Here is a 23,242-nt window from a genome sequence, read left to right as displayed (position 1 = left end):
GACGCGCTCGTTGATCTGCCCGTCTTCGTTACCCAGCGAGGGTGAGGTTGTGCAGGCGGGCGATGCCGAGCATGGCGTGGTGGACGCCGTCGCCCTTGAGGCGGCAGTCGCGGAGGATCTTCCAGGTCTTCATGCGGGCGAAGGTGTGCTCGACGCGGGCGCGGACCTTGCGGTGGGAGGTGTTGTGTTCCTCTTTCCAGGCCGGGAGTTGGGTTTGGCCGGGTTCGCGGCGGTGCGGGATGACCAGGCCGGTGCCCCGGTAGCCGCCGTCCGCGATCACCGTGGTCTTGCCGACGGCATGCTTGGCGCCGGACAGCTCCCACGCCTTGCAGTCGTTGCGGTTGCCGGGCAGTGGCCGGCCGACGGCGACGACGAGCCGGGTGTCGGCGTCGATGACGACCTGGTGGTTGGTCGAGTACCTGTAGTTCTTCGACTGCTCGGCGACCTGGTGGTCGCGGGTGGGGACCAGGGTGCCGTCCACGATCAGCACGGCGTCCTTGCCGAACCGCTTGCGTTGTCGGAGGGCAGGCGACGGCCCGAGGTGGTCGATGATGGGGGCGGCCGCGGACTTGGACACCCCGAACAGCGGCGCCAGTTGGCGCAGGGTCAGATTGGTCCGCCAGTAGACGGCGAGCAGCAGCACTCGGTCCTCCAGCGGCAGGCTCCACGGCCGGCCCCTGCGCACCGGATCCGCGCCCTCGCGCCGCAGCGCATTGACCACCTTGTTCAACTGGCGCGGGCTCAGCCCGGTGAACGGAGTTATCCAAGACGGCTCCGACGCCGTGATCACACCAACCATCTCGAGATCATCCCAAGACGACCCCCCAGGTCTGTGGGCCGGTGACCGTCGGGGCTCGTGGGGTAGGAGCATCAGGACGTTCCGCAGACGCGTAGAGGGCGGGGTTGATGGAAAACGTAGGGCAGTGTCTGGACAGGGGCGGGGATGCCGGCGGCCCGTGGTCGGGGGTGGACGCCGCCCGGCTGGCACGTGCCGCGAAGGAACAGGCTGAGCGCACGATACCGGGCGTCCAGGACATGAAGTCCTACCTGGCCGCCCAGGTCGGCGATGTCTCACATCGGGAGGTGCTGGGCCCTCTGCTCGACGGGCAGGGGGCGAGCGGTGTCGTCGTGCGGCGCGGCGTGGTACTCGCTTCCTGGGGAGATCCGGAGCGGACGGAGATGGCCTTCAGCGCCACCAAGAGCGTCCTGTCCCTGGTGGCCGGGCTGGCCTTCGATGACGGACTGCTCCGGCTGGACGAACCCGTGTGCCGTTCAGTCGACCTGCCGCAGTTCGGCGGCCCACACGCGCGGAAGATCACCTGGCGGCATCTGCTGGACCAGTCCAGCCAGTGGGAGGGCGAGTTGTGGTCCAAGCCGACCTCGGTCGACGCCCAGAGCACCCGCGAGGGAACGTAGTCAGCCGGCGGACCGCCCGGAGCGGGCTGGGCCTACGACGATGTCCGAGTGAACCTGACCGCCCTCGCGCTCACCGTCCTGCTCCGTCGGCCCCTGCCGGAGGCGCTGGGCGAGCAGATCATGGAGCCGATCGGGGCCTCGTCCGGATGGTCCTGGCACGGTTACGCCGGCTCCACGGTTGAGATCGACGGCCGCCGCATCGCCGTAGTGTCCGGCGGCGCACACTGGGGCGGCGGACTGTGGATCAATGCTCTCGACCTGGCCCGGATCGGGCAACTCTGCCTTCGAAATGGGCAATGCGGCGGGCGCCGGCTGCTGTCCGCCGCGTGGATCGAGGAGATGTGGCGGCCCTGCCCGGTCAAGCCCAACTACGGGCTCTCCTGGTGGTTGAACGACCACCGCACGGTGTGGTCCAAGGCCCCGTCCACCGGGCGCTGCGCCCGGGGAAATGGCGGCGGCCACCTGCTATGGGTCGATCCGGCACGGGACCTGGTGGTGAGCTCGCGTTGGGGAGCGGAGGTCGAGTCGCTTCTCGCTGAAGTATCCGCTGCGATCGAGCCAATGCCGCCAGCCTGAACACGCCCCTGGCGGCCCCGCCATGCCTCTCGCTCCCTTCGAAGATCATTTACGGGACATCCCTTTAGTCAGTTTCTGACGGCAACCCGCCGCGGTTCAGCGCGGCGGGACTCGCCGAGCGGACAGGCCACTTGGTGGCTTGTGCGCAGGTTGCTAATTCAGGTGACGAGAGCGGCGAGGGCGGCGGTTACGGCGGCGGCGAGGGTGATAACGGCGGCGAACGTGGTGGCCGCCTGTTTGAAAGCAGTGGGGCGAGTGGCGCCGTCCATGCGGGCGAGTTTGGCAGCGCCAGCGCCAGCGAGAACCGCGATCACAACGATCAGGGCGGTGGTGAGCAGTACGACGGCGATCTTCACAGCAGACTCCCTGCGCAAGTTGAGGGGTTGACGTGGTCGAAGGTCGCGGAATCGGTGTGCGCCGGGGTTCGCCGGGACGAAGATGAACACCGGCGAACAACACCGCAGCCAGGGAGCGAGCTCATGCACGAGCAGGACGATCCGATCCCGGCGCTGTCCGAATTGTGTAGAAGGCTGGAGACAGGGCTTGCCCGAGCTCGGCTGAACAAGACCGAACTCGCTCGGAAGACGGGACTGGGGCGAACGACGGTGTCGGAGGCCTTCCAGGACAGCGAACCATTGCCGTCATTGGAGACCCTGGCGGCTCTGGCAAAGGCACTGAAACTCCCGGTGCACGAGTTGCTGGAGCTGCGGCAGACCGCTATGTCTGCTGCGGGCTCACACGCAGTTGCCTCTGGCGAGGGACCGGGCAGACCGATCAGCGAGTGGGAGCCGCACGCTCTGGAAGTCCATCCGGCCGGTCCCTCAGCGCAGCAAGCCGGTTCCGGTTCGCCCGAGCAGAGGGTGCTACCGGGTTACGTGCGCCGAGAGCACGACCAGGTGCTGTGCGATGTGGTACGGCAGGCAGGCGAAGGCCTGAGCCGGATGAAGGTCCTGGTCGGTTCCTCCTCGACGGGGAAGACCCGGGCGTGCTGGGAAGCCGTCCAGCCACTCGCCGGGAAGGGATGGCGGCTGTGGCATCCCTTCGACCCCACCCGTGCCGAAGCCGCGCTGGAAGACCTGCACCGCGTCCGTCCGCGCACAGTGGTATGGCTGAATGAGGCCCAGCACTACTTCGGCGACGGGCCTTCCGGTGAGCGGATTGCGGCCGCCATCCATTCGCTGCTCATCCAGCCGGAGCGCGGGCCGGTGCTGGTACTTGGGACACTGTGGCCGGAGTACGCCGCCGAATACACGGCCCTGCCAGTACCTGGCCGACCGGACCCGCACAGCAGGGTGAGGGAACTCCTCACTGACCACACCCTGACGATTCCCGACGCCTTCGACTCCTCTGCCCTGGCCACGGCTGACGTCCTCGCCGAGGCTGGCGACGGGTTGTTGGCCGGCGCTCTCACCCGTGCTCGGGCTGACGGGCGGGTGACTCAGGATCTGGCTGGAGCGCCGGAACTCCTGCGTCGCTACGAGCACGGAACCCCGGCCTCCAAGGCCGTGCTGGAAGCAGCGATGGATGCACGCCGGCTGGGTGTGGGCCTGCACATTCCCCAGGCCTTTCTGACCGACGCCGCGATCGACTACCTGACCGACAACGAGTACGACCAGCTCGCTCCCGACTGGGCGGAGCAGGTGTTCGCCCAACTCGCCCATCTGGTCCACGGCAAGCAAGCCCCGCTGCGCCGTACTACCCCCCGCCCTCGGCACCACCCGGCTGGGAGCCCACCGCTGGCCACCGCCATTCCCTCGCCGGGGCCGGTGTTCCGGCTCGCCGACTACCTCGAACAGCATGGCCGCAAAAACCGTCGACGCCTGTGCCCGCCCGCCTCTTTCTGGCACGCGGCCCACACCCACCTCACCGACCCTCATGCCCTCAACAACCTTGCCCAAGAAGCCGAAGACCGGCACCGCCTCCAATGGGCCCATTACCTCCGGCACCGCGCCGCCGACCACGGACACCCCGGCGCCTGGGTCCGCTTGACCGAGATTCAGGAGAGATCCGGGGACCGTAAGGGCGCCGAGACCCTGGCGCAGCAGGCCGCCGTCCATGGGTACCCCGGTGCCCTCTACCGCCTGGCACAGATCCGGGAGAAGGCCGGGGACGGCCAGAGCGCCGAATCCTTCTTCCAGCAGGCCGCCGACCGCGGCGACCCCCACGCCTTGTACCGTCTGGCCGATATGCGGGGGAGATCCGGGGCCCGACAGGGCGTGGAAGCCCTCTACCAGCAGGCCGCCGATCGCGGGCACCCCGGCGCCCTCTACCGCCTGACAGAGATCCGGGAGAAGGCCGGGGACCGCCAGGGCGCCGAAACTCTGGCCCAGCAGGCCGCTGATGACGGCGACCCCAGGGCTCTGGCCCGCCTGGCCGATATGCGGGTGAGATCCGGAAACCGCGAAGGCGCCGAAACTCTCTACCAGCAGGCCGCCGACCGCGGGAACCCCGGGGCCCTCTACCACCTGGCACAGATCCGGGAGAAAGCCGGAGACCGCGAAGGTGTGGAAACCCTCTACCAGCAGGCCGCCGAGCGCGGGCACCCCGGTGCCCTCTCCCATCTGGCAGAGATCCGGGAGAAGGCCGGGGACCGCCAGGGCGCCGAAACTCTGGCCCAGCAGGCCGCTGATCGCGGCGATCTCAGGGCTCTGGCCCGCCTGGCCGATATGCGGGTGAGATCCGGAAACCGCGAAGGCGCCGAAACCCTCTACCAGCAGGCCGCAGAGAAAGGCGATTACGACGGCGCCCTAATCCAACTGATCTGGTGGCAGGAAGAGGCCGGGGACCGCAAAGGTGCCGAGACTCTGGCCTGGCAGGCCGCCAACAAATACCCCAGTGCCCTGTACCGCCTGGCCGAGATACGGGCGAAGGCCGGGGGCCTCGAAAGCGCCGAAACCCTCTACCGGCACGCCGCCGACCTCGGCGACCGTGGCGCCCTGGCCCGCCTGACAGAGATCCGGGAGAGGGCCGGGGACCGCGAAGGCGCCGAAAGCCTCTACCGGCAGGCCGCCGACCAAGGCGATCGCGGCGCCCTGTATCTCCTGGCCAGTGAAGAGGCCCTGGACTGGGGCGGCGTCGAAAACCTCCTTCAGCTGGCCAAGAACCACGGCGACCTCGGTACCCACTCCCTCCTGATCCGGATGCGTGAAAGACTCGAAAAGCTGTGGCCGTACGGCCTGGACCCGGACGGTACGCCGACGCCCCCATGGCAATGAACCATGCGCTGGTGTCAATGAGTCCGCCGCCAATCCGCAGGTCTCGGTACCGCTCCTACTCGCCCGCCTGCGTGCTGGGTGTGCCAGCGGACGCCTGCTGGATCGAGTTGTGGACGACCAGCTGTGTAGCGCGGTAACTGGCGGCGGCGAGGACGGCAAGCTCGCGGATGCTGGCCACATCCGCCCTTTACATAAAAATCTGCCGATTTTCGGGCGCGCGCCATAGACCATCGGCGGAAATCCTGCGGTCAGCATTTGATCTTCCCGCAGACTTTTGATCTCTGCCGGATCGGCCCGCCGCGGGGGCGGGCCCGAGGGGGCGGTTAGCCTCGATCGTTCATGAGTCCCCGGCCGCCTGCTGACGGGGACGTTGCGTCTGCGTGGTGGGAGCCTTTCGGGGTTGGGGCAGGCTGAGGGCCCGGCTCTCGTGTCGGGTGGGTGATGGTCTGCAGGGGAGTGTCAGTTGGGTATCGTCATTTAAGTGTCAGTGGCGCAAGCCCGATGACCTGGCGGTTGGCAGTGACGGGTGGCGCTCATCTGCTACTGACATGACTGACGAAGGGCCATGTCGTTCTCGTGCAGACCGCTATAGCGGCTGCTGGGTTTGCGCTGGTCAGAGGCGTCACATCCCCGGAGTGTCGGAGTGCGGCCAGAGCGCTGCGACGCGTTCCTCCATGGAGGAGATGAGGATCCGTTCCGGACGGCCTGCGAAGAGGTAGAAGAGTGATTCCGGGACGTAGCCCGGGCGGCGGAACCAGTTGCGGACCTGTTCGCCGCGTCCCTGATCATCTGCGATCTCACCGAGGACTTGTTCGGTGTCCAACGAACCGGAACCGCTGGATGCCGACCACCTGCACTTCTGATCGTTCATCGACCACGCTGTCGACCGGGCCTCGCGGGAACTCGCCGGCATCGACCCGCTTGCCATGTGGATGGTCCTCACCCTCCACCGCGCGGCCAACATGCTCGTCTACGACCTCGAATCCGCCGTACACAGGCCCTGCGGCTGGTCATGGCCCGGCTTCCGGGCGCTGTTCGCCATCTGGCTGTCGGGCCCGGTCGAGGTGAAGAAGGTCGCGGAGCTGTCGGCATGAGCCGAGCTGGTGAACACGCTGGAACGGGTCGGCCTGGTGAGCAAGGAGCGCGCCTCCTACGACGGGCGCGCGGTCCAGCTCGGCCTCACCGAGGCCGGACTGCATGCGATCACCACTGCCTTCCAGGCACACAACGCACGTGAACAGGAGTGGGCGGGCGCCCTCAGTGAGGACGAGCAGCAGACCCTCATCGAGTTGCTCGGCAAGCTGACCGCGCACTCCGCGCACTTCGACGTCCGGCACCGGACCTGAGGGGTCTGTCCAGGGCAACGCGCCCATGGCAGGCGTCCTGCCTGGCGGGCGGCGACTGCTTCGCCGCCCGAGCCGCCTGTCCGAGCCGACCGGCACGTGCGCCGCGGGCGCTCGAAACCGTCGGCAGGCGGGGCACTCCTTCCGTGCGCCGAGCGAAGGGTTTCGCCGGCGCACACAAGACTGCGAGCGCAAAGCGCTCAGGGGTGAGGGAAGGATCAGCGCTCGGTTGCCGAGGGGTCCGATGCTGCCCGGATGTCGTCAGCTGCCAAGGCGGCACTGAACTGCAAGACGTCTGAAGGACTGGCGAGAGAGAGTCCTGTCAGCTTCTCGATGCGCCGAAGTCGCTGGGAGATCGTGTTCTTGTGCACGAAGAGTTTCTGGGCGGACACATCCGCGCGGCAGTCGTGGGCCAAGTAGGTTCGCAGGGTGAGGATCAGGTCTGTCGAGCGCTCGAGATCGCTCTGGCGCAGTGCACCCAGCACGCGATCACTGAAGCGCGCGACGGCCTTGTGGTCCTCCAGTTGGAGCAGCAGGCCCACCACCCCCAGGTCCTCGATGGTGCGAACCAGCGGAGCCTGGTGGCCGCCGAGTTCAAGTGCGCCTCGTGCCATCCGGAATGCTCTATCCAGGTCTTCCGAACCGCCGGCCGGTGCCACCACCGCGTGCACCTGAGAGCCGATCGCGCCCTGCGTGAGGGTGGCAGCTATGTCCTCCGCGCCGTCATTGATGGGCCAGAGAGCGACCCAGTAGTCGCCGAGCCGGCCGCACACAAGGCGGGGCCGTCGGCTTGAAATGGATCGCATGCGACGTCCGAGCGGCGAGTTGTCGATTTTCGCGGCACTGCCCTCGCCTTGATCCTGGCCGCCTTGATCCTTCATCACGACTACCTGAACCTCATCGACGAGCAGGTTTGCTCGTAGCGCACGCTGCCGGGCCGTGGCGCGCCGCTCGGGGTCGCCGGAACAGAGATCCCCGATCAGATCGTCTCTGAACCGGGCTTCGGCTTCGGCCGCGGTCCGGTCGCGCAGAAGGAGGAGCGCGCAGACGGTCGCGGCGTGCTCCAGTGCGCGGGCCGCCATGTCGGGGTCGAGGGTTGCGCCGAATGCCTCGATTCGTGCAGCTACCTCCCCGTGCAGGAGAACCACTGCCGAGTTCGAGTCCTCCGGCGTCAGGCCTTCGACCGAGCCGGAGCCCGCCTTGGCCAGCACGAAACCCGAGTCGTCGACGATCTTCAGGAATGCGGCGCCCACCATGTGCGCGGACTCCTGTGCGAGGTGGGCGAGATCCGAGTTGCTGAGCGCCACGTCGGTAAGGCGACGATGCAACTCCTGCGATTGCTCGTCCCGCGCCTGTCGGTCGCGTAGTTGCTTGTTGAGATCCTCGAGCTGATGCATTCGGCCGGTTTCTGCCTGGCGGAGCCGCGTGATTTCGAGAGCCGCGCTCGCGAAATCCGTCAGGGCCTCGACCAAGTGGCGAAGCTGGGGATCCGGGGCGATGACCTCTTTGTTGTAACAGTTGAAGGTCCCGACGATCTGGTCGCCCGCTCGCAGCGGCACAGCCAGCAGCGTCCTGTAACCCTGCGCTTTCGCCGGCCCGGACCACTGCGTGAAGTCAGCGTGCTGCGTGATGTCGGATACCCAAACGGAAACTCCGGAGGTATAGGCCCTGCTGGAGGGTGACTGTCTCGCGGTGCTACCGAGCGTCAATGGGTTCCGGGAGTTGATCTGCTCGACGTAGAAGGTGTCCAAACCCGCCCAAGCACGGATGAGCAGCTGAGTTGCCGACTCGTCGGGGAGAAGAACTGCGCAGAAGTCGAAGCCGGTGAGCTGGCGCCCCACCGCGACCAGTCTCTGGTGCAGGTCTTCGGTAGAACTGCCCGCCCCGGCCTGACGGGCCAGCAACTCGAGCGCCGCGATCCACACAGTGGTTGGCGTCACTTCGTGAGTCATCGGCCCGCTCAAGAGGTGCCCTCCCACCTGGCGACTCGCATGTGATGGTCGCCCGTGATCCCGACTCAAGGGTAGAACAGGAGCCGGCCTGGAGGGTGTGCTCATCCAGGCTCGATCGGCAGGGGTGAGTTCTCGCTGTCGAGATGTTCGACAGTCGTGAATACGAGATCGGTTTCACCTGCGTTTTCGATGTCATGGAGCAGAAACTCGCCGCGCGTGAAGGCGAAATGACGTGTTTCGCCTGCTTCGTACTCCACGGCACGGGTCGTTCCGTCGTGCGTGTGCTGAATGCTGCGGCCAGCCGTGACAGCTGTCCAGAAATAGTCGAGCACGTGACGATGAGCGTGCCATCGTTCGCCCGGCGCCAGCCGAATCTCCCAGACCCGGACACGGCGATCTTCGCTCAGCAGACGAGAACCCACATGTCCATCCTGCGCGTGAACACGGAACTCTTCGACCAGCTCATCAGTCCAGCCGGCAAAATCGCTGGCGATCAGTTCGCCGGCCAGAGGCAGATCAAGGCTGCTCACGATGGGCGTTTTCCGATTGTCCCGGGACCTCTCACTCATCATGCTTCCTCTGTCTCTTCTGTCTCGATCAGATGCCGGGCCCGTAGAGACCGAACCGGAGTCCGGGATCCTCCGGGCGCCAGGAGTTGTCGAACTGCGAACGCTCGCCCATGGTCTGGACGCGCGACTCGAGCTGAGCGCTCAGGGCGAGTTGAACCGGCTCCCAGACCTGAAGGGCGCGGTCCAGGCCGCCGCCTGTCTCTTCGATTGCCGCGGCCAGATTCCACGCGTCGGCAGCGGCCTTGGCGGTGCCGGCCGCCGCGTGTGGGCGAGCGGCGCATGCGGCGTCACCGAGTATCGCGACCCGGCCTCGGACCATCTGTGCGGCGCGAATGTCACTGACGACCTGGACGTAGGGAGCGTCGCAGCGCGAGACGACCTCGGCCGCTGCGGGCGGTAGGTTACGAGTCGCGTCGGTCCGCATCCGTTCGACCTCGATGTGCGGAACCCGGTCCGGATGCAAGGACAGAACCCCAGCGGATGCGCCCCCGACGAACTGATCGAGTCGGTGTCCCGCCGGAACGTTGCGATACCAGACGAAGTTCATCAGCCTTTCGGCCCTGCCGTCGTTGACCGGGCTGGGCACGGGATACATCACGATGTGTGAGTCCGGCAGGAGCGCGTAGGTGACGGAGTCCTCGAGGACCGCACTCGTTTCGCTGCTCAACAGGCGCTCCGGCACGAGACCGCGCCACCCGATGTAGCCGGAGTACCGGACGGGTGTGTTCGGCGAGACGTACTGCCGGCCCACCGAGTTCACTCCGTCGGCGAATACCACGAGGTCGCCGGTGGCAGAGCCGCCGTTGTCGAACTCGACGGTCGCGGTCGACGCGTCCTGAACGACCGCCACGGCGCGGTGTCCGCGCCAGTACCGTTCGGCCCCGAAGTCGCGCAGCAGCGCCGCGTGGAGGGTCGCCCACGAGCTGTAGGACCACTGCGCGTACTCGCGGTGGGCCACGTGATTGCCGCTGCCCAGGTACTGGACGAGATGTGTCGAGGTGATGAGGCTCTCCAGCGCCTGCGTACTGCGTTCGGTGAACCAGCGGATCGTGTCCGGCTGCAGCACGATGCCGCCGCCGCGGGCGTCGTCGCGGGTCGATCGCTCGAAGACGTCGACGTCCCAGCCGAGGTCGCGCAGCAGCAGCGCGGTCGTGAGACCGCCGATCGATCCTCCGACGACGACTGCCTGACGGGACTTGGGTTCGCGCATGCGTCGACCTCCCCGGTTGCGCGCGGCATCGGCGCACCTGCTCGATGCCTCGGGCATTCAGTCTCGGAGGGCGGCGTGAGCGGCACTATGTTCGGGGCTACATTGCTGGCGACCGGCAGTGTGGGTGAGCACATGTCGCCGGGCGTTCCCCCGCGGCATTCTGGTCTGACTCGATGTGGCCCGGCCAATCGAGCGAATGGCCTCATAAGGACCCGTTCAGAAGGTCAGGAAAGATGAGCAGACGCACAGGCTCAACGACGAGCAGACGCACAGACTCAACGCCGAGCACTCACCTGGCAACCGACTCGCTGGAATCAGCGGACTGAGGTCCATGGTGAGCGAAATGGTCAATTCGGCTGCCTGCTCCAGCTGAATCCGCTATGGCCCCGGCCGCGCATCGGCGCCTACGCCGCCTCGCGGCGGTGGTTCGCGACCGTGCTGTGCGCCGGCTGATCGCGGCGGTCAACGGCGCAATTCACCCCGGAGATGTGTCGAGCCTGTCGACGGCTGAATTCGTCGAGTCCGCATCGCCCGTTCCCACGAGCTGGAGCCGTCACTGTGGCGATTTCCCGGGGGCAGGCGCAAGACTGGAGGCTGACGTGGATACGCGAGAAGAAGCGGCGAAGACGATGCTTATCGAAAGAGACGTGCCGATCGAAATGGACGATGGCATCGCTCTGCGAGCTGACGTCTTCCGTCCGAACGACGGCCGGGCACATCCGACGCTCATGACCTACGGGCCCTACGGGAAAGGTCTGGCGTTCGCCGACGGGTACCCGACGGCATGGAAAAAGATGACCGAGGAACATCCGGACACAGTGACCGGGTCGACCAACGTCCATCAGTGCTGGGAGGTGGCGGACCCGGAGAAATGGGTTCCCCATGGCTACGCGGTCGTTCGTGTGGACTCTCGTGGTGCCGGCCGGTCGCCCGGCTTTCTGGATCCGTTTTCCGCGCGAGAGACCGAGGACTTTCGCGAATGCATCGAATGGGCGGGCCGGCAGGCGTGGAGCAACGGTAAGGTCGGCCTGAACGGAATCTCCTATTACGGGATGAACCAGTGGCGGGTGGCCGCGCTGAAGCCAGGGCCTCTCGCGGCGATCTGCGTATGGGAGGGCGCCTCCGACTTCTACAGAGAGGCCGCACGCCATGGCGGCATCCTGAGCACGATGCTGCTGAACTGGTACGAGATGCAGGTGCTCTCGGTCCAGCACGGACGGGGGGAAGCGGGACCGAGGAGCGCCGCGACCGGTGAACTGGTCTGCGGCGATCGAACGCTAAGACGTCGTTTCCTTTGGTCTGATCGTTCGTTGAGCGGTGCATGACGAGTCTGATTGAGCGGTTGGTGCCGGATGAGTTATGGACGCTGTTCCGGCGGGTGGTTCCGCCGACGGAGGCCATACGTCCGCAGGGGGGCGGCCGACGGCGGGCGGGCGACCGCGAGTGCCTGGCGGCGATCATCTTCGTAGCCACCTCGGGGTGTACCTGGCGGCAGTTGCCCCCGGTGTTCGGGCCGGCCTGGCCCACGGTCTACCGGCGTTTCGCCCTTTGGAGCCGGGACCGGGTCTGGGCCAGGCTCCACCGAGTCGCCCTCGACGAACTCGGCGCCCGCGGCAAGTTGGACTGGTCCCGGTGCGCGATCGACTCCGTCAGCCTCCGGGCCGCAAAAGGGGGCCACTGACCGGACCGAATCCGACCGACCGCGGCAAGAACGGATCGAAAGTACACCTGCTCACGGACCGGAACGGTCTGCCCCTGTCGTTGGGCATCTCCGGCGCCAACATGCACGACAGCCTCGGCCTGAAGCCACTGGTGCGCGGGATACCCCCGATCCGCTCCCGGCGCGGCCCGCGTCGCCGGCGACCGGCCAAGCTTCACGCCGACAAGGGATACGACTACGACCACCTGCGGCGATGGCTCCGCCAGCGGGGCATCCGCCATCGCATCGCCCGCAAGGGCATCGAATCCTCCCAGCGGCTGGGCCGACACCGCTGGGTCGTCGAGCGGACAGTGTCATGGCTGGCCGGCTGCCGTCGGCTTCACCGCCGCTACGAACGCAAGGCTGAGCACTTCCTGGGCTTCGTCGGCATAGCCGCAGCCCTCATCTGTTACCGGCGTCTGGCCAGGTCATAACAGCGACGACAGCGGTGATCCAGCTGGATACGCTCACCTGTCATGACCAGTCGGAAGGTGCCGCGTTGAGTCAGTACTTCGATATAGGCGACGAGACTGTGTGGAACCCGTCCAACGGAGCTTCCCGTCTGTTCCGACGCCAAGTGTCGGTCTTCGAGGCGGAGCTGGAGCTCTCATCAGGCATTGGACCGATGGAGAACGACGAGTGCCAGATCGACCCGGCCGTCTTCGAGATCTTCGTCAACGCCCTGCTGGTGCGGCACCGAAGAACAAGCCACGCCATAGTGCTTGCGCTCTCCGAGGGGTTCACCGCCACCGTGCTGGTTCTCGCGGAGCGCGCCGGGATCAGGGTGGACTGGGGGCAGTTCCGATCCGCCCCGGATGGCGCACTCGAAGATGCACAGATTTCCGCAGCCGCAGGGATGTCCGCTCCGGCCGAAGGGCATGCCTGGGATGCGGGACTGCGCGAGAAGGCACGGGAGCTCGGGCAGCGCATGCCTCGTTGACCGGAGCAACCGGGTCCGCTGATCGCTTGCCCACCCATGCCTACCACCAAGAGAAACGGCGTCTAAGTGAGTCCGAACTCGCCGCGAACCGGGCCGACCTGCCGAAGCTTCACCGCGACAACGAGTTCATCGACGCCTACCGTGAGCGCCAGGCTGATCTGTCTCACATCGAGGTGCCGCTGTTGTCTGCCGGTAACTGGGGCGGGCAGGGACTGCACCTGCGCGGCAACATCGAAGGTTTTCGCAGGGCGTCTTCGGCGCAGAAATGGCTTGAGATCCATGACGGTGAACATTGGGTGGAGTTTTACACCGACTATGGCGTAGACCTCCAGCGCCGGTTCTTCGATCACTTCCTCAAGGGTGAAGAAAACGGCTGGGATGAACAGCCCCGCATTCAGATGAAGGTTCGGCACGTCGATGGAACGACGGAGATGCGGCACGAAGACGCATGGCCACTTCCCGGGACGGCCTGGACCGATCTGCGGCTGGACATCGATCGAATGCACCCTGATGCCGCCACCGAATCGGTCGTTTCCTTCGACGCCAACGGCGATGGCGTTTCCTGGACCACCGAACCGATGGAGGAGACCACCGAGATCACGGGACCGGTCGCCTGCCGGCTCTTCGTATCCACTACCTCCACGGACGCGGACATCTTCGCCGTGCTGCGTGCCTTCGATCCGGCTGGGAATGAGCACGTGTTTCAAGGCGCTATCGATCCTTTCAGCGCAGTGACGAAGGGGTGGTTGCGAATGTCGCACCGTGAGATCGATGAGCGTGTCAGTACGCCGTATCGGCCGTTCCATTCGCATGAGCGGGCATCCGAGGTCATTCCCTACGAGATCTACCGACTCGATGTCGAACTGTGGCCCACCAGTGTGGTCCTCCCACCGGGCTGGCGCCTCAGTCTGACCCTGCGGGGCTCCGACTGGGTTTACGACGCGGCGCCGGAGACTCGACTCTCCAACTTCAAGAACGCCATGCAGGGTTCGGGACCGTTCCTGCACAACGACCCGTCGGATCGCCCGGCGTCCGTCTTCAGTGGACGCACGTCGATTCATCTGGGGGGCGAACACGCGTCCTTTCTACGCCTCCCGACAATCCCGGCGACAAGGACTTGAACCGTTCCGTCAGTCAGTTCGACCTCTGAAGGTCCACGAGGAAAGGAGTGATGAAGATCAGAGCCGCAGGTTACGCAGCCATGGGAGGCCACGATGTGCTCCGCATGGTCGACCTCCCCATACGCGATCCGGGCGCAGGTGAGGTTCGGGTGAGGATCCACTACTCAGGCGTCAACCCGACCGACTGGAAGACCCGCATCGGCGGCATCCACATGCCGATCCCCGACGGGCAGGTCCAGGTTCCGCACCTGGACGGCTCCGGGATCGTGGACGCCGTCGGCCCGGGGGTCAAGGACCTCGTGCCGGGGGACAGGGTGTGGTTGTGGCTCGTCGCCTTCAAGCGCCTGGAGGGGACCGCGCAGGAGTACGCCACAGTTCCCGTCCGACTGGTCCGCCCGCTGCCCGACACCGCCTCCCTGGAGTCGGGCGCCGCCCTCGGGGTCCCCTTCATCACCGCTCATCACGCGCTGACGCTCCGTGCCGCAGGCCCCACCCAGCTCGGACCGGGGGTGCTCGCAGGGGTCACCGTGCTGGTCGCGGGGGGAGCCGGTGCCGTCGGCAATGCCGCCATCCAGCTGGCGACGTGGGCCGGTGCGACCGTGATCACGACCGTCAGCAGCGAAGCCAAGGCCCGCCTCGCGAAGGCCGCCGGCGCCTCGATGGTGGTGAACTACCGCACGCAGGACGCCGCCGCCGAGATACGGCGACTCGCGCCGGACGGGGTGGATATCGTCGTCGAGGTCTCGCCGTCCACCAACGTCGGCCTGGACCTCGCGGTCCTCGCCCCGCACGGGCTGATCGTCGTCTACGCCAACAACGGTGGCGACGACGTCGTCATGCCGGTCCGAGCCCAGATGGATCTGAGCGTCACCTGGCACTTCGTACTGCTGTACAAGATGACCGACGCCGTTCTCGACAACGCCGTCGCATCCATCGACAGGGCCCTGGCAGCCGGAGTGATCGGCGTGGGCGAAGCCAGAGGGTTGCCCGTCCACCACTATCCGCTGGAGCGCATCGCGGATGCCCACCGGGCAGTGGAGTCCGGAATCATCGGAAAAGTCCTCCTTGACCTGTCCGCATGACGTCCCCACCCGAACCGGGTGGGACCACCCGCCCCACACATCGGCGCTCGCACGAGCGGCCGTCAACCGTCATACCGGAGGTATGAAGACATGAGCCTGAAGAACCAGGATGTGGCCGCGGCCACGTCGATGAAGGAAGACATCGAGTTCCGCGCCGACAGCGGGGTCGTACTGCGTGGCTGGGTGATGACCCCGGTCTCCGAGGGTCCGCATCCCACCATCGTGATGACCCCGGGGTTCTCCTCGTCGATCACCCGCCTCGAAACCGTCGCCGACGCCTTCGTCGCCCGGGGGTTCGGAGTCCTGCTGTACGACCAGCGGACGTGCGGCAGCAGCGACGGGGAGCCGCGCCAGGACGTCGATCCTGTCGCGCAGGACCGGGACATGCAGATGGCCCTGTCCTTCGTGGAGCAGCATCCGGCGCTCGACAGCGACCGCATCGGCCTGTGGGGCTCCAGCTACAGCGGGGCGAACGTGCTCGTCGTGGCCGCCATGGACCGCCGGGTGAAAGCTGTCGTCAGCCAGGTGCCCTTCATCTCCGGCTACGACCAGTTCGTACTGGGAAACGGCGAAGGCGCGCTCGCCGCGATCGACGACAACATGGACAGGGACAGGCAGGGGAGGCTCAAGGGTGAGGAGCCCGGTCGTATCCAGCTGGTGCGGATGCCGACCGACCCGGCCGGCCAAGCTGTCCTGTTCGAGGACCAGGCGGACTACGAGTACCTCGTGGGCGGTCCCCAGGGCCCCGCCGAGGGATGGATCAACAGCGTGACCATCCGGTCGACCGGACGGGCGCTGGCCTATGACGTGCGTCCGTTCATGCGCCGGATCAGCCCGACGCCTCTGCTGATGGTCGTCGCCGACGACGACCAGACGACTCCGCCCTCGCTCGCTCTGGAAGCCTATGACGCGGCGCTTGAGCCCAAGGAGCTCATGATGATCTCCGGGGGACACTACGGGGTGTACTGGCCCCACCTTTCCCGGGACCTCGTCACCGATGCCGCAGCCCGCTGGTTCGAGACCCATCTGGGCAAGGGCACGCATTGAGTGATGGCGGGGCGGAGACCGGCCGGCGAAGTCGCCCGGAGGTTCGGGGGCGGCCTCGTCGGCGGGCTCGCGGCCGGAAGGCGACGCCAGTGGTCGGCGCGTGACGCGGCAGTTCACCGCACTCGTCGCCGAGCGTGCTGACGCCGCACGCGACACGGCTCCGCGTCGGATGGCCGACGGCGTATCCGTCGCGCTGCCGAGATCTCGCGGGAGTACCGGCGCCGGCAGGCACAGGCGCTGAAGGGCGCACTGCGAGGCCGACCGAAGATGAAGGCGGATGGACGCGCAGATCGCGGAGAGGGTTTTCGTCATCACGGCGGCGGTAACGGGATCGGGCGGGAAGCGCTGCCCGGACTCGGCAGCCCGAAAAGATGCGGCCGCCACCGGCCGGGCATCACCGCATCGTGGGGCACCCCGGATGTGAATGACGACGAGCTCCACCCGGCGCCGGGCGCCAGCGGGCCCCTGGTCCATCCCCGAAGGCGGCCGGTCAGCCGATCAGATGCAACCCGTCGCCGAAGTCGATGCGCGCGAGGTCGGCGCGCGAGACGATACCGAGCTTGGGGAACACATTCGCCAGGTGGTGACCCACCGTGCGGGGACTGATCAGCAGCTGTGCCCCGATCTCCCGGTTGGTGAGCCCCTGCGCGGCCAGCCGTGCGACTCTCAGCTCCTGCGCCGTGAGGATGGCGGCTGTGTCCCGGGCCGGTGCGGAGTCGCGGCGCGGGTGCTGCCCGGCCAGCTCCAGTTCGGCCCGGGTGCGGGCGAGCAGGGGCGCCGCGTCGAGTCGCTGGAAGGTTTCCGCGGCTTCGGCGAGCTGTGTCCGGGCGTCGGTACGGCGGCAGGCCCGCCGCAGCCACTCGCCGTACAGCAGGCGGGTGCGGGCGTGGTTGAAGGGCCGAGACGCGGCTCCGGGGACCTCCAGCGCAAGCCGGAACTGCTTCTCCGCATCGGCCCCCGACGCCAGCAGTGCGTGGACGAGGTGCGTCGCGGAGATCGCCCACGCCGCCTCGGTCCGTTCGGCCCAGCGTCGCAGCAGCCGCGCCTGTTCCTTGGCCGTCGCCCGCTGACCGGCCTGGAGGGCGGCCTCGGCGGTGTCCGGCGCGGCGAGCACCGCGACGGTGGCGTTCGCCGCGTGGTGCCCGTGCTCGCTCAGCCGGACCAGGCGGTCCAGCGCCTCCTCGGCCCGGCCGGCGAAGAGCGCTGACATGCCGAGGTTCCACTCCGCGCAGGCGTTGAAGACGCGCACCCCACGCGGCACCCATACCTCGACGAACCGGGCGGCGATGTCCGCGACGGTCTGTTCATCGCCTCGCGCGGCCGCCAGCCATCCGAGACCGGCGCTGCACTGCGCCGCCAGGTGGTCGTCGCCGGTTTCCTCGGCCACCTGGATCCCCTCGAGAGCGTTCGCCGTGGCCAGGGTCCAGGAGCCCTGCGCGATGTCGAGCGCCACGGTCTGGGCCAGCGTCTGAGTCAGGGCAGTGACCTGGTCCGTGTGCCGCAGCATGTCGGTCTCGCGGCGGAGCGCCTCATGCAGGGCCGACTCGATGCCCCAGGCCACCGCCAGCGGTGCCGGTGGCATCAGGAGCCAGGACCTGCCGCTGAGCCCGGTGAGGACGTCGGCGACGGGGGCCACGATCTGGTCGCGGTCATCGGCGCCGCCGCCCCGTTCCTCCGTCCACCACTGCCGCAGCAACGGCAGCAGATCGGCGTCCGGGAAGTTCCCTCGCGGGAGCCGCCGCTCGAGCCGCTGAAGCGCCTCGCGCTGAAGTGCATCATGACTGGCCGCCCATGCCGCCCGCAGTGCCATGTTGCCGAGCCTGAACGCCTGCCTGGGATCGGCCACCCGTTCCATGTCCCGGGTCAGCTGACGGCAGGCGGTCTCCAGATCGCCGTGTGCGTACTCGATCAGCCCGCGCAACCCCTCGCTGAGATCGGCGACCGTGGATGCGGAGGAGAACTCTTCGGCCCGCTCCAGCATTCTCCGCGCCACATCGCCGTGGCCGGCCTCCCAGGCCGCCCTCGCTCCGTGAGCCAGTCGTCTGGCCGCGTCGACCGTGGAGGGGGACAGTTTCGCCGCACGCCGCAGGGCACGGGCCGCCGTGGCACAGCCACCGCGCGCCCACGACCGGTGGGCCGACTCCTCGAGCAGCCGGGCCACCTCCTCGTCGGGTCGGCCCACGGCGTCCCAAGCCGCGGCGAGGTGCCAGGGGCGCAGCTCGTCGGCGTGCTCACCGGTCAGTACGGAGGCGAGCGCGTGATGAACGGCCTGGCGGCTCGCCGGCGGCGCCTCCTCGTAGACCACCGCCTCCATCAGTTGGTGGCGGAAGCGGAGGCGGCCGTCCGAGCGCGTGGTGAGCAGGCCCGAGTGCAGAGCCTCGTCCCACGCGCTCGCGTCGAGGCCGAGCACAAGTCCGGCCTGCCACATGGCGTTTCGGTCGCTGCGGTCATCGGCGGCGGCGAGAAGGAGCGCGGTGCGGGCAGGCGCGGACAGCTTCTCGATCCGGGCGCGGAAGGCGCGGCGCAGGCGTGGCCCGACGGCGATCCGCTCATCGGCGAGAGGGTGCGTCGAGATGTCGTCAGCCGCCACGGACGTGGTCAGCTCCTGGAGTGCGAGGGGATTTCCGGCTGCCGCGCGGATCGTGCGGCGGATCACCGCCTCGTCCGCGTGCGGAGCGACGGCACGGGCGAGGAGCCGGGCGTCCGAGTCGCCCAACTCCCGGACCTCCAGGGGCGCCAGACTCTCCCAGGGGCCGTCGACGGGGTCGTCGTGTCCGGTCAGGAGCATGACGACGGGTTCGTTGCGCAGTCGGCGCGCGACGAAGGCCAGGCACTGTGCGGACGGCTCGTCGAGCCATTGGGGGTCGTCGGCGATGACGAGCACCGGCCGTTCCCTGGCCAGCTCGCCGACGAGCGTCAGTACGGCCACCCCGATCAGGAACCGGTCCGCCATGTCGTCGCTGGTACCGAGCGCCCCGTTCAGGGCCTTGGCCTGCGGCTGCGGGAGGGTGCTGATCCGCTCCTTCACCGGCCACAGCAGTTCGTGCAGCGCGGCGAAGGCCAGCTCCGACTCGAGACGAGTACCGCGCCATCTCAGGACGGTGAAGTCCGCAGCGGCTGACTCGGCCACGTATTCGAGCAGGGCGGTCTTACCGATGCCGGGTTCGCCCCACAACATCATGGTCGCTCCGGATCCCTGACGGGCGCCGTCAAGGATCCGGTCAAGGGCTGCCTGTTCTTGGCGCCGTCCGTACAAGTCCATTTGCTTGAAAGCTTAATGGGTTGCGGTAGCCCGGAGCCACTGCCGGTGACCCTTCACGATATCAGCGCACATCTTGACGGACATGGTGACCGATCCGTTTTCCTCGCTTCCTTCGTAGCGTCGGGCGTGATCAGTGCACTCGCGCCCCACCGCAGGGGGAGGACAAGGTGACGGCGATCCGGTCGGGAGCGTCGGCAGGACAGTGGCTCGGCTCGTCGTGACCGACGCCGTGATCGCCGCGGCGGCCACGGACCCGAGACCGAGGCCGCGCCACACCGCCGTCCCGCCCGCCGGCCGCGTCAGCACGTTATGCCGCCCCGCCCCGCCCGGCTCTCGGCAAGCAGCGCCGCGCACCCGGCCGGCTGACCCACTCGTCCGTCAAGCCGATCGGGGCCTCGAAGCTGCAAGGAAAAGCACGACATGACCACGGGTCTGCCAGACCTGGTCCTGGGCGTCGTCCCTGCCGGCTGAGGGCGCCCCGACGCACACGCCTGCCTGACAAACCGTCAGCATCACCTTTGGAGCGAACGATGACGCAACCCAGCACGATCAGCGTGGAGCGGCTGACACCGGGAATCCGCACGATCACATTCTCGAATCCGCCGGTGAATCTCATTGTCGGGGAGACGGTGTACCGACTGGTCGAGGTCGTCACGGAGCTGAGTGAGGACCCGCAGGTTCAGGTTGCCGTCTTCACCAGCAGCACACCCGGCTACTTCTTCAACCACTTCGATCTCGACCGGGTCGCCGACTTCTTCCCGTCCGATCCGGAGGCGACGCCGGCATGGATCGATCTCGTGATACGGCTGTCCACGGCTCCGTTCATCAGCATCGCGTCCATCCGCGGACGGACCAGGGGCGGCGGGGACGAACTGGCCCTGGCCTGCGATCTGCGCTACGCCAGCCGCGAGCACGCGGTGTTCGGCCAGCCCGAGGTCGGCGGCGGGATCCTTCCCGGCGGCGGGGGCACGGAACACCTGCCCCGCCTCATCGGACGGGACCGGGCACTCGAAGCCATCCTCAGCAGCGATGACTACGACGCCGACACGGCGGAACGCTACGGATGGGTGACCCGCACCGTCGCCGACGCCGAGCTGGACGGTTTCGTGGACGGTATGGCAACCCGGCTGGCGTCGTTCGACAAGGCGGCGCTGGCAGCCGCCAAGGCGCAGGTCAACCGGGCGACGCTCCCGCCCGATGCCGACCTGCGGGCGGCCTACACGCAATTCCTGAGCTCCCTGACCTGGCCAGGCCCCCAGGCATTCCAGTCCCGGTTCGAGAAGCTCCTTGCCGAAAAGGGTCCCGAAGAGCTGGAACTCCGCTTGGGCCACTACCTCGGCATCGCGCGTCAGGAGAGCCGGTGAACACCGACCGCGAAGACCCGTTCCCGACCAGCGGGTGACGCCTCCGGGTCACCTACGGCGCCACGATCGCCCCCACGTTTCCGGACCATTCACGGATCTTGCCCGGATTGCCGGGCGTGACCACTTGCCATTGGCTGACGATCGCCATATGGTCGTACGAACGTAAGACATACGGATGTAATGCAAATCCAAGGGAGCTCGTGATGGTGGCAACTCGACCGGTGGTGCTCGTGACGGGTGCCTCATCGGGGGTGGGCAAGGAGACGGCCCGCGCCTTCGCCGCGGCGGGTTTCGAGGTGATCGGAACCGCTCGCAACACCGCGCGGGTCACCGCGCCCGCCGGGGTGGGCTACCTCGACCTCGACGTGACCAGCGACGAATCGGTCGCCTCCGTGGTCAAGCAGGTGATCGACCGGTTCGGGCGTATCGACGTCCTGGTCAACAATGCCGGCGTCGGCGCCAACGGCGCCGCCGAGGAGTTCTCCGTGGCCCGGACGCAGGAGGTCTTCGACGTCAACGTCTACGGCATCATGCGGATGACCAAGGCGGTGCTGCCGCACATGCGCGCGCAGCGGAGCGGACGCGTCATCAACGTCTCCTCGCTCAGCGGGTTCGTCCCCAGCCCGTTCATGGCCATCTACACCTCCACCAAGCACGCGGTCGAGGGCTACTCCGGGTCGCTGGACCACGAGGTCCGCGAGCACGGCGTGCGGATCCTGCTCGTCGAGCCCGGCCCGATCAACACCCCCTTCGGCGACCACAGCGTCCAGGGCGACACCCCCATGCCGCTCTACGCGTCGGGACGGCGCACCTTCGACGAGGTGCTGGCGACAAACACCAGCGGCGGCGACGATCCCGCCACCGTGGCCAAGGTGATCGTCGCGGCGGCCACCGACAAGAAGCCGAAACTGCGGCGCACCGCCGGCACGACCGCCGCCGGCATCAGCGTGTTCCACCGCGTCCTCCCGGCCCGGATCTTCGACCGCATCGTCCGCCGGTTCAACCGGATGCCGAACTGACGCCCACCTTCCGCGCCCCCGAACCCGCCCGAAAGTGACGGCGCGTCTTCGACGAGGTGACAGCGGATGCGGTGAAGGACGGCGATGACCCCGTCGTCATCGCCGAAACGATCGTCACGTCGGCCGGCGACAAGAATCCGAAGCCGCGCCACACCGCCGGCCCGGGCCTCACGCGTCACCACGGCCCGCCACCTAGTCCCCGCCGGAACGTTCGACCGGCGGATCCGCAAGAGCAACCACCTGCCCACCTGAAACCCGGGTGCCCCTGACATCCCAGGTGCCCCTGACATTCCAGACAACCATTGATGTACCGAGGAGAGTCATGCAGCAGCAACACCAGCACACGGCCCGGCGCAGTACATCCAGCGCAAGGCGCTTTCTGAGGCGGAACGTCGGCATCGCGCTGGCGGTCACCGCGACGGCGGCCGTGCTGGTCTCGGCGCCGTCCGCGTCCGCATGGACGGGAGGCTCGTACGGTGGGTCCGTGGTCACCGATGTACGGACCGCGGCGACGTTCGACTTCGCCGCCGGCGAGGTCCCCGAGAACATCACCGCCAACCCCGACGGATCGGTGACCCTGTCCATGCTCGGCAGCTGCGCGGTGTGCGAACGCACCCACGGACCGGAACTGATGCGCATCTCGCCCTCCGGAGAGCGCACGGTGCTCGTCACCGGGCAGGTGGGTGAGGCGATCAGCGGCAACGCCCGCGGCAGTGACGGCACCGTCTACTACGCGTTGTGGGCCCCGGGCAACGCGGCCAGGAACGGCGTGTACAAGCTACTTCCGGACGGTACCCCTCAGCGCGTCGCCGCTCTGCCCGCCGACTCGGGTCCCAACGGGCTCGCCTTCGACCCGGCCACAGGCACCCTCTACATCGCGGACAGCCTCAAGGGCATCATCTGGTCCGTTCCGGTCTCGAGCGGATCGGCGACGCCGTGGCTGACCGACGCCGCTCTCGCGCCGGTACCGACCGAGGCACTGCCGATCGGCGCCAACGGGCTCAGGTTCCACAACGGCGCCCTGTGGGTCAGCAACTTCAACAAGGGCACCCTGCTGCGCGTACCGATCACCCCCGCCGGCGCGCCCGGCCCCATCCGCCAGGTCGCCGGCGGCCTGCCCAACATCGACGACATCAGCTTCCTCACCCCCCGCTCCGACATCGTCTTCGCGGCACAGAACGGCTCGTCCTCGAACAACGGTCCGGACAGGGTCGTGGTCATCTACCCCAACGGCACCTACAAGGCCGTCCTGACCAGCGCGGACGGACTCGCCTCCCCCTCCGCGACCGCGGTCCGCGGCGACCGGTTGTACATCACCGACGGCGGGGTCCCCGAGCCCCACGACGCGAAACTGCAGACCGCCAGGATCAACTTCCCTGCTCTCCTCGCCCACGCGGCACACTGACCTGACCAGGCTGGCAGCCGGG

General features: G+C 67.7%; 19 protein-coding genes and 1 pseudogene. 13 read left to right on the top strand and 7 right to left on the bottom strand.

Translation table 11 applies throughout. The features are described from left to right. Positions 1–28: 28 nt before the first annotated feature. Positions 29–799: a transposase gene (locus tag OHB00_RS00335; RefSeq protein WP_406430069.1), complete on the bottom strand. Its 771-nt coding sequence runs from the start codon at positions 797–799 to the stop codon at positions 29–31. Positions 800–906: 107 nt separating this feature from the next. On the opposite strand from OHB00_RS00335, the pseudogene OHB00_RS00330 reads away from it, so the two are divergent. Then, positions 907–1,992: pseudogene (locus OHB00_RS00330) on the top strand (serine hydrolase domain-containing protein). A 158-nt stretch (positions 1,993–2,150) separates the two neighbouring features. Here OHB00_RS00330 and OHB00_RS00325 read toward each other — a convergent pair. Further along, positions 2,151–2,348 carry a hypothetical protein gene (locus OHB00_RS00325; protein WP_406430067.1) on the bottom strand — a complete coding sequence of 66 codons (198 nt, stop codon included), beginning with the start codon at positions 2,346–2,348 and terminating at the stop codon, positions 2,151–2,153. A gap of 123 nt (positions 2,349–2,471) precedes the next feature. Here OHB00_RS00325 and OHB00_RS00320 point away from each other — a divergent pair, with 123 nt between their 5' ends. Next, positions 2,472–5,207, top strand: a complete 2,736-nt coding sequence (locus tag OHB00_RS00320) for a tetratricopeptide repeat protein (RefSeq protein ID WP_406430065.1) — start codon at positions 2,472–2,474, stop codon at positions 5,205–5,207. A gap of 622 nt (positions 5,208–5,829) precedes the next feature. Here the strand turns inward: OHB00_RS00320 and OHB00_RS00315 are convergent. Further along, positions 5,830–6,078, bottom strand: a complete 249-nt coding sequence (locus OHB00_RS00315) for a hypothetical protein (RefSeq protein WP_406430063.1) — start codon at positions 6,076–6,078, stop codon at positions 5,830–5,832. A 55-nt stretch (positions 6,079–6,133) separates the two neighbouring features. Between OHB00_RS00315 and OHB00_RS00310 the strand changes: the two genes are divergently transcribed. Both OHB00_RS00310 and OHB00_RS00305 read left to right on the top strand, forming a co-directional pair. Next, positions 6,134–6,301 carry a hypothetical protein gene (locus OHB00_RS00310; protein WP_406430061.1) on the top strand — a complete coding sequence of 56 codons (168 nt, stop codon included), beginning with the start codon at positions 6,134–6,136 and terminating at the stop codon, positions 6,299–6,301. A gap of 9 nt (positions 6,302–6,310) precedes the next feature. After that, entirely contained in the window at positions 6,311–6,553 is a 243-nt protein-coding gene (locus tag OHB00_RS00305) for a MarR family winged helix-turn-helix transcriptional regulator (RefSeq protein ID WP_406430059.1), read from the top strand. 215 nt (positions 6,554–6,768) lie between these two features. Here OHB00_RS00305 and OHB00_RS00300 read toward each other — a convergent pair whose 3' ends face one another. The 3 genes from OHB00_RS00300 to OHB00_RS00290 all read right to left on the bottom strand — a co-directional run bounded on the left by OHB00_RS00300 (position 6,769) and on the right by OHB00_RS00290 (position 10,338). Further along, the gene (locus OHB00_RS00300) at positions 6,769–8,502 is read right to left on the bottom strand and encodes a helix-turn-helix domain-containing protein (RefSeq protein WP_406430057.1); all 1,734 of its coding nucleotides are present in this window, start codon (positions 8,500–8,502) and stop codon (positions 6,769–6,771) included. Between the two features lie 101 nt (positions 8,503–8,603). Next, entirely contained in the window at positions 8,604–9,032 is a 429-nt protein-coding gene (locus OHB00_RS00295; protein WP_406430055.1) for a hypothetical protein, read from the bottom strand. A 67-nt stretch (positions 9,033–9,099) separates the two neighbouring features. Next, positions 9,100–10,338 (bottom strand): FAD-dependent monooxygenase, encoded by a 1,239-nt coding sequence (locus OHB00_RS00290; RefSeq protein WP_406430053.1) that lies wholly within the window; start codon positions 10,336–10,338, stop codon positions 9,100–9,102. Between the two features lie 323 nt (positions 10,339–10,661). On the opposite strand from OHB00_RS00290, the gene OHB00_RS00285 reads away from it, so the two are divergent. From OHB00_RS00285 to OHB00_RS00260, 6 genes are all read left to right on the top strand, one after another. After that, positions 10,662–11,606 (top strand): CocE/NonD family hydrolase, encoded by a 945-nt coding sequence (locus OHB00_RS00285; protein ID WP_406430051.1) that lies wholly within the window; start codon positions 10,662–10,664, stop codon positions 11,604–11,606. Continuing rightward, positions 11,603–12,414 (top strand): IS5 family transposase gene (locus OHB00_RS00280; protein WP_406430049.1). Its coding sequence is split into 2 segments (ribosomal slippage): positions 11,603–11,960 and positions 11,960–12,414, totalling 813 coding nucleotides; the frame shifts between segments, so codons are not numbered across the junction. Before OHB00_RS00285 ends, OHB00_RS00280 begins: the two co-directional genes overlap by 4 nt. A gap of 14 nt (positions 12,415–12,428) precedes the next feature. Further along, positions 12,429–12,920 (top strand): DUF6086 family protein, encoded by a 492-nt coding sequence (locus OHB00_RS00275; RefSeq protein WP_406430047.1) that lies wholly within the window; start codon positions 12,429–12,431, stop codon positions 12,918–12,920. 26 nt (positions 12,921–12,946) lie between these two features. Continuing rightward, positions 12,947–14,041 (top strand): CocE/NonD family hydrolase C-terminal non-catalytic domain-containing protein, encoded by a 1,095-nt coding sequence (locus tag OHB00_RS00270; RefSeq protein ID WP_406430045.1) that lies wholly within the window; start codon positions 12,947–12,949, stop codon positions 14,039–14,041. A 50-nt stretch (positions 14,042–14,091) separates the two neighbouring features. Further along, positions 14,092–15,123: an NADPH:quinone reductase gene (locus tag OHB00_RS00265; RefSeq protein ID WP_406430043.1), complete on the top strand. Its 1,032-nt coding sequence runs from the start codon at positions 14,092–14,094 to the stop codon at positions 15,121–15,123. Positions 15,124–15,213: 90 nt separating this feature from the next. Next, on the top strand, positions 15,214–16,170 hold the full coding sequence (locus OHB00_RS00260) for an alpha/beta hydrolase (protein ID WP_406430041.1): 957 nt from the start codon (positions 15,214–15,216) through the stop codon (positions 16,168–16,170). A 490-nt stretch (positions 16,171–16,660) separates the two neighbouring features. On the opposite strand, the gene OHB00_RS00255 is transcribed toward OHB00_RS00260, so the two are convergent. Then, positions 16,661–19,432 carry a helix-turn-helix transcriptional regulator gene (locus tag OHB00_RS00255; RefSeq protein ID WP_406430039.1) on the bottom strand — a complete coding sequence of 924 codons (2,772 nt, stop codon included), beginning with the start codon at positions 19,430–19,432 and terminating at the stop codon, positions 16,661–16,663. A gap of 530 nt (positions 19,433–19,962) precedes the next feature. Here OHB00_RS00255 and OHB00_RS00250 point away from each other — a divergent pair. The 3 genes from OHB00_RS00250 to OHB00_RS00240 all read left to right on the top strand — a co-directional run bounded on the left by OHB00_RS00250 (position 19,963) and on the right by OHB00_RS00240 (position 23,220). Next, entirely contained in the window at positions 19,963–20,796 is an 834-nt protein-coding gene (locus OHB00_RS00250; protein ID WP_406430037.1) for an enoyl-CoA hydratase/isomerase family protein, read from the top strand. Between the two features lie 203 nt (positions 20,797–20,999). Next, a complete protein-coding gene (locus OHB00_RS00245; RefSeq protein ID WP_406430035.1) occupies positions 21,000–21,815 on the top strand; it encodes an oxidoreductase in 816 nt (271 codons plus the stop codon). A gap of 322 nt (positions 21,816–22,137) precedes the next feature. Further along, the gene (locus tag OHB00_RS00240) at positions 22,138–23,220 is read left to right on the top strand and encodes an SMP-30/gluconolactonase/LRE family protein (protein WP_406430033.1); all 1,083 of its coding nucleotides are present in this window, start codon (positions 22,138–22,140) and stop codon (positions 23,218–23,220) included. The last annotated feature ends 22 nt before the right edge of the window (positions 23,221–23,242 follow it).

Source organism: Streptomyces sp. NBC_00631 (assembly GCF_045206895.1).
Lineage (GTDB): Bacteria > Actinomycetota > Actinomycetes > Streptomycetales > Streptomycetaceae > Streptomyces.
Note: the sequence above shows the minus strand (reverse complement) of the source record. Positions and strands in the feature narration are given on the sequence as shown.

Coding starts and splice junctions, on each gene's coding strand:
- OHB00_RS00240 (WP_406430033.1), top strand. CDS start 22,138: ATGCAGCAGCAACACCAGCACACGGCCCGGCGCAGTACATCCAGCGCA.
- OHB00_RS00250 (WP_406430037.1), top strand. CDS start 19,963: ATGACGCAACCCAGCACGATCAGCGTGGAGCGGCTGACACCGGGAATC.
- OHB00_RS00245 (WP_406430035.1), top strand. CDS start 21,000: ATGGTGGCAACTCGACCGGTGGTGCTCGTGACGGGTGCCTCATCGGGG.
- OHB00_RS00320 (WP_406430065.1), top strand. CDS start 2,472: ATGCACGAGCAGGACGATCCGATCCCGGCGCTGTCCGAATTGTGTAGA.
- OHB00_RS00335 (WP_406430069.1), bottom strand. CDS start 799: ATGGTTGGTGTGATCACGGCGTCGGAGCCGTCTTGGATAACTCCGTTC.
- OHB00_RS00265 (WP_406430043.1), top strand. CDS start 14,092: ATGAAGATCAGAGCCGCAGGTTACGCAGCCATGGGAGGCCACGATGTG.
- OHB00_RS00315 (WP_406430063.1), bottom strand. CDS start 6,078: ATGAACGATCAGAAGTGCAGGTGGTCGGCATCCAGCGGTTCCGGTTCG.
- OHB00_RS00260 (WP_406430041.1), top strand. CDS start 15,214: ATGAGCCTGAAGAACCAGGATGTGGCCGCGGCCACGTCGATGAAGGAA.
- OHB00_RS00285 (WP_406430051.1), top strand. CDS start 10,662: ATGGCCCCGGCCGCGCATCGGCGCCTACGCCGCCTCGCGGCGGTGGTT.
- OHB00_RS00290 (WP_406430053.1), bottom strand. CDS start 10,338: ATGCCCGAGGCATCGAGCAGGTGCGCCGATGCCGCGCGCAACCGGGGA.
- OHB00_RS00255 (WP_406430039.1), bottom strand. CDS start 19,432: ATGGACTTGTACGGACGGCGCCAAGAACAGGCAGCCCTTGACCGGATC.
- OHB00_RS00300 (WP_406430057.1), bottom strand. CDS start 8,502: ATGACTCACGAAGTGACGCCAACCACTGTGTGGATCGCGGCGCTCGAG.
- OHB00_RS00310 (WP_406430061.1), top strand. CDS start 6,134: ATGTGGATGGTCCTCACCCTCCACCGCGCGGCCAACATGCTCGTCTAC.